This is a genomic window from Methanomicrobia archaeon (genome assembly GCA_011049045.1).
GTDB lineage: Archaea > Halobacteriota > Syntropharchaeia > Alkanophagales > Methanospirareceae > JACGMN01.
On record DSCO01000071.1, the window covers coordinates 1 to 4859 of the forward strand.

The window sequence follows — 4859 nt, forward strand, 5'->3', positions numbered from 1 at the left end:
AATATGCGCAAAAAGGATGAACAGGCATCGCTCGGCGATGAAAGGGCGATTCGCGACCACCCATGCTGTGCTGATGACCTCTCGGGCGAGACCTTATGGGTTAAAAAGAAGAGTTTAGGTAAGATAGAGTGCAGCCCTATTGGCCAGATCCTGTGCTCTCGACCTGGATTCCTGGGCTTTCTTCACCATGTCCACGACCTGGGCCAGATATGATGCTGCCCCCGTCTTCTTGATTTCCACCATCAGGGCCCCCTCGTGGTTGACTGAGCCTCCTAGCACCTCATCACCTCCAGATTTGCTCACCGGGATGGATTCTCCCGTGAGCATTGATTCGTCAAGGGAGGACTCACCCTCAAGGATCTCGCCATCCACGGGCACTTTCTCGCCCGGCTTGATCAAAACGTTATCCCCGACCTTGAGCTCCTCTACGGGAACATCCTCCGTTTGATCGCCCCCCACGATCCGGTGTGCTTGCGATGGCATCAGCTTGACCAGCTCCTCGAGGGCCTGTGATGCCCCCATGACCGACCGCATCTCGATCCAGTGCCCCAGGAGCATGACGTCGATCAGGGTCGCGAGTTCCCAGAAGAAGATTTTGCCCGGTAGTGCGAGCACCACCGCAGCGCTGTAGAGATAAGCCACGGTGATCGCCACCGCTATAAGGGTCATCATACCGGGCTGCCGATCTTGCAGCTCCGTGATAATGCCCTTGAGAAAGGGGTAGCCGCCGTAAAGATGCAGAACAGATGACAGGAGCAAGAGCACGTGCAATTCACCCGGGAAACTGATGACCTCCTCGACCCCAAAAACTGCCTGGATCAGGGGTGAGAGGAGAAGAATGGGGATGGTCACTATGATGGAGACGAAGAACCGCTTTCGGTAATCTGCCATCATCTTCTGGTGGTGGTTGCCGTCATGCCCTTTCAGTGGTCCAGCACGCACCGCATGCTCGTCATGCAGCTCCATCTTACCGTGTCCCTCATGCCCGTTCATGTGAGTCCTGGCCCAACGCTGTCAATATCTTCGATTACTGAGAGCGGCTGACTAGTATAAGAGGATTTTGAAATACCCTCTAACCTTATTTGATAATCTTAACTATAACAAGCACAGGAAATCGGCTAGAAAGGGGAGTGCACGCATACTGTTAGGCTGGGGCGAGCGAAGCGAGTAAGGTAACTGTTAAGGTGCACATAACACGAGAATCGAAGGGCAAGAAGGGAGTTGTATTTTAGGAGTGATGACTTACAGATTACTTTGAGATAAAATAGCAATTCTATTTATATAATCCTGAAGACCTTTGAGGGGCTCGTGCCAAAGTAAGGCATGTTTATGCCACCAACCGACAGGGGCCGCTGAGTCGCTCAGCTTCCCGAACTCATATCGAGGGATAAAATTTATGCACGTAGGTCGGGCTTCGAGTCAAAATATTACGCACGCTAATAATCCCGACGAGTCGATCATCATCGATCACCGGTAACCTGCGCACACCCTTCTCCGCGAGGAGCTCGCACGCTCGTTCCAACGACGCGTCCCGCTCAATGGTGATCAGCGGCGAGGACATGATCTCCCGCGCTCGTATCTCTGCCGGATTCCGTTTCAGCGCAGAGACTTTGAGCGCGATATCACGATCAGTGACAATACCAACAGGCTTGCCCGCCCGGGTTATAACAATGCTCCCGATTTTTCCAAGCTCCATCTCATTCGAGAGTTTGGTGACTGGAGTCTCTTCAGCTTCCGTAATGACTTTCAGGGTCATCACATCTCCAACCTCTAACATCTCATCTGCCATTTTTCCACCTCCTAGTACTTGGGTATTTTAGAGCGCCCCTCCTTGACGCTTTCATCAAAAGAGATGAACGTGAGACGATTTCACCGTATGCAAAGCTACCCTTCTTTAGAGCGTAACTGTTTCCATGGTGAGGTCTCCCCGCCCGCTTCGTTACGCCAAGCCTCCCACCATGTAAGGGTTAGTCGGATTACCTTAAAAATTTTTTGCTTAAATGTTTTAGTTTAGCGCTATTTTTTTCTAGCAGATAACCTTATAGAGTGTTCGTTCGATGTTACCCTAAGGCCACTCCTTCACGTCCGCGACCTTATCGGTGACCGTATACACCCTCAGTGCCCTCCTCTCTGCTGCTCTAGGAGAACGCATTTTATTCTTGCTCTTCACGAAGCCGCGCTCTATTAGGACACTCCAGTTTAGCTTCTTCTTATCTGTAGGCGTTATATCTACGTGAGGTGATCTGATGAACGTTCAAGCAAATGTAGAAGTAGTAAAGCAACATTTTGCGGCATTTGAGCAGGGGGACTTTAGAGCTGCTCTGAACGTGTTCGCTGCGGAGGGGGATTTTCAGTCGCCGGTCACCCGGACCGCACCAAAGGATATCTCGTGGGCTCAATCGCGTCACAGCCGTGAGGAGATTGCAGCCTTTTTCAAGAAACTCGGCGAAAAGATGGAGATCGAACGGATGGAGACCTTTGCCTTTACCGCCCAGGGCGATCGTGTAATCGTAGAGGGCAGAAATCGTGGTACGGTAAGAACCACCGGCCGCACCTATGAGCACGATTGGGTGATGGTGTTCACCCTGCGCGCGGGGAAAATAGTCAAGTGCCGGCACTATTATGACACCGCGGATCTAGTGGCAGCCTTTCGCCGGGAGTGAACTCCTGCGGACTTTAAACGTGCCATCGCCATGGTCAAGCAGACTTGATGCAACATATAGCAACATATACCCCAGATCATCCATGAGCCGTCCTACAACGCAACAGGTGGAGTCATAACCTGCAACGAGTTCGTGGACATCAATGGCAAGCGGCACGAGGGGTGGATTCCGGCGATACGGCTGAGTTGATAAGAGGCCGCTTCCGCTTCGCCCTTCGATAGATTCGCTGATATCAGTTACAATTGTGAGCCGTTACCCCGAAAAGTGGGATATCATTTCCGCTACTTGGTTGGCTGACAGAATCAGGTAGGTTTTAAACTTTATGTGTGGGTGTACTTCCAAGTCTCCATCATCGTATTGAGGACCTCAAGCCGGGCGGGTGCGTGAAAGGTACGCCAGATCAACCACACCCTCATATACCTCTTCCGCAGGCCCCTGCAGATACGCACCGTCCTCCCGCACCTCGACGACCAGATCCCCACCCCGGGTATGAACGGTGACGGGCTCGTTCTTATTCACCAACCCGAGCTGATAGAGCGTCAGAACGGAAGCGGTAGAGCCAGTCCCGCACGCTAACGTCTCTCCGACGCCACGCTCATAGGTCCTCACGGTTAGTTCATGCGTACTTCCCTCGCGGCGCACGACGAAATCGACATTGGTCTTTTGCGGCAGAAAGGCCGGGTGGGATTCGATCGCCTTTCCCACGGTATGCACGTCAAGACCTTCGAACGAGTCCACAATGACGACCGCGTGGGGGTTGCCGAGACTCAATGCCGTCACGCGTAACGACCCGATGTCCGCATTCACGAAGAATGGCTCGTCGAGCTTTTCAAACACCGGCCTGCCCATAAACACGCGGATCGACCTGACCAGACCGGTATCATCAAGCTCAACTTCGGGCACGATCAAGCCTGCCAGGGTCTCCACCTGTATGCGCTTGCTGTGTATGATCCCGTGCTCGAAGACGTATTTCGCGAAGCACCGCATCCCGTTCCCGCACATCTCCGCCTCCGAGCCATCAGGATTGAAGATACGCATCCGCAGGTCAAACGCATCGGAAGTGGGTAGACAGATGAATAGAACACCGTCCGCACCCACGGAGAATTTCCGCCGGCACAGCGCGCGCGCACATGCCGCTTTAGCTGCATCTGAACTTCGCTCCAAACGGTCATCGATCAGAATGAAATCGTTCCCGCTGCCCTGTAGCTTGGTGAACCTTATGCGCCTCATCTCTTCACTCTTTCACCCTTTGTCCAAGATAACTTCCCACTCGCCCTCATAACTGAGCCAAAAGCCAAACGGTCGCTAAGCCCACAAAAAGCGCGAAGAGCATGCTTGAAAAAGTGCCTATGAGATAATACTCCGCAAATTCGCGCTTCTTTAGATCCTCGAATCGTGCGATCGATTTCGCGGTCAATACCAGCATGATCGCGGTAAACTGCCCGTACAGAACCAGGGTGAGCACAAAGATACGTTCGAGGATCCCGATGGCAAGACCAGCGTGCTCAAGGCCACCCACACCAGCTACGGGGAATTTACGCAGGATGAAAGCTACGACGTAACTTCCGGCACTAATCGTAACCGCGTACGCAGCGGCAAAAAGAGCTGCGAGTTCTATCGAGTGCCACGGTATCAGCATACACACCAGATCCTCGCGGTTATATCAGGCTATTATGCTTTATCTTCTATTGTCAGGCTTTAATGCTTTACCTTTTGGCCTTCTGCACGCACACGGGCAGGGAGCTCCTGTAACAGCCGCCGTACGGCCTGCTCGCCTATCTGTACCGCCGGCCAATGGGCCGCATGCACTACTTGTGATATGGACTGTTTAGTGACATTCAGTTCCCTTGCTATAGCACTGTATGTATAATCACCATGGGCTCTGCAAAACGTTACGACTTCTCTTTGTCTATCAGTCCACGTACTTTGAATGGTACCAATAAGCGTTAAAAGGGCATTTATGGTTTCGTCCGTTACATCATTCTGCTCATCTGATGATTTTACAATAACCGGATATCCGAGCTTTTTTGCTGATTCGAGCGCCTCACGCGATCTGAAAAATGATGCTCCACGCATCTCGGTGATTTCTGATGCGAGCACATCAATCGTTCCAACCTGAATTTGACACCAGCAACTATTACTATATTGATTTAAACCGAAACAGATAAGTGTAAAGCCCCCAAATATCTAATAGAG

Annotated in this window: 6 protein-coding genes; 1 reads left to right on the forward strand and 5 read right to left on the reverse strand. The window is 51.9% G+C overall.

Annotation, left to right across the window (positions count from 1 at the left end; genetic code table 11):
• Positions 1-114 precede the first annotated feature (114 nt).
• Positions 115-993: a hypothetical protein gene (locus ENN68_10075; protein HDS46399.1), complete on the reverse strand. Its 879-nt coding sequence runs from the start codon at positions 991-993 to the stop codon at positions 115-117.
• A gap of 382 nt (positions 994-1375) precedes the next feature.
• Entirely contained in the window at positions 1376-1789 is a 414-nt protein-coding gene (locus tag ENN68_10080; protein ID HDS46400.1) for a CBS domain-containing protein, read from the reverse strand.
• 457 nt (positions 1790-2246) lie between these two features.
• Between ENN68_10080 and ENN68_10085 the strand changes: the two genes are divergently transcribed.
• Positions 2247-2663 (forward strand): nuclear transport factor 2 family protein, encoded by a 417-nt coding sequence (locus ENN68_10085; protein ID HDS46401.1) that lies wholly within the window; start codon positions 2247-2249, stop codon positions 2661-2663.
• A 366-nt stretch (positions 2664-3029) separates the two neighbouring features.
• Here ENN68_10085 and ENN68_10090 read toward each other — a convergent pair whose 3' ends face one another.
• The 3 genes from ENN68_10090 to ENN68_10100 are packed head-to-tail and all read right to left on the reverse strand — an operon-like array spanning position 3030 to position 4763.
• Positions 3030-3893 carry a diaminopimelate epimerase gene (locus ENN68_10090; protein ID HDS46402.1) on the reverse strand — a complete coding sequence of 288 codons (864 nt, stop codon included), beginning with the start codon at positions 3891-3893 and terminating at the stop codon, positions 3030-3032.
• A gap of 46 nt (positions 3894-3939) precedes the next feature.
• Positions 3940-4302, reverse strand: coding sequence for a hypothetical protein (locus ENN68_10095; protein ID HDS46403.1), 363 nt, complete (start codon positions 4300-4302; stop codon positions 3940-3942).
• 59 nt (positions 4303-4361) lie between these two features.
• Positions 4362-4763, reverse strand: a complete 402-nt coding sequence (locus ENN68_10100; protein HDS46404.1) for a hypothetical protein — start codon at positions 4761-4763, stop codon at positions 4362-4364.
• Positions 4764-4859 lie beyond the last annotated feature (96 nt).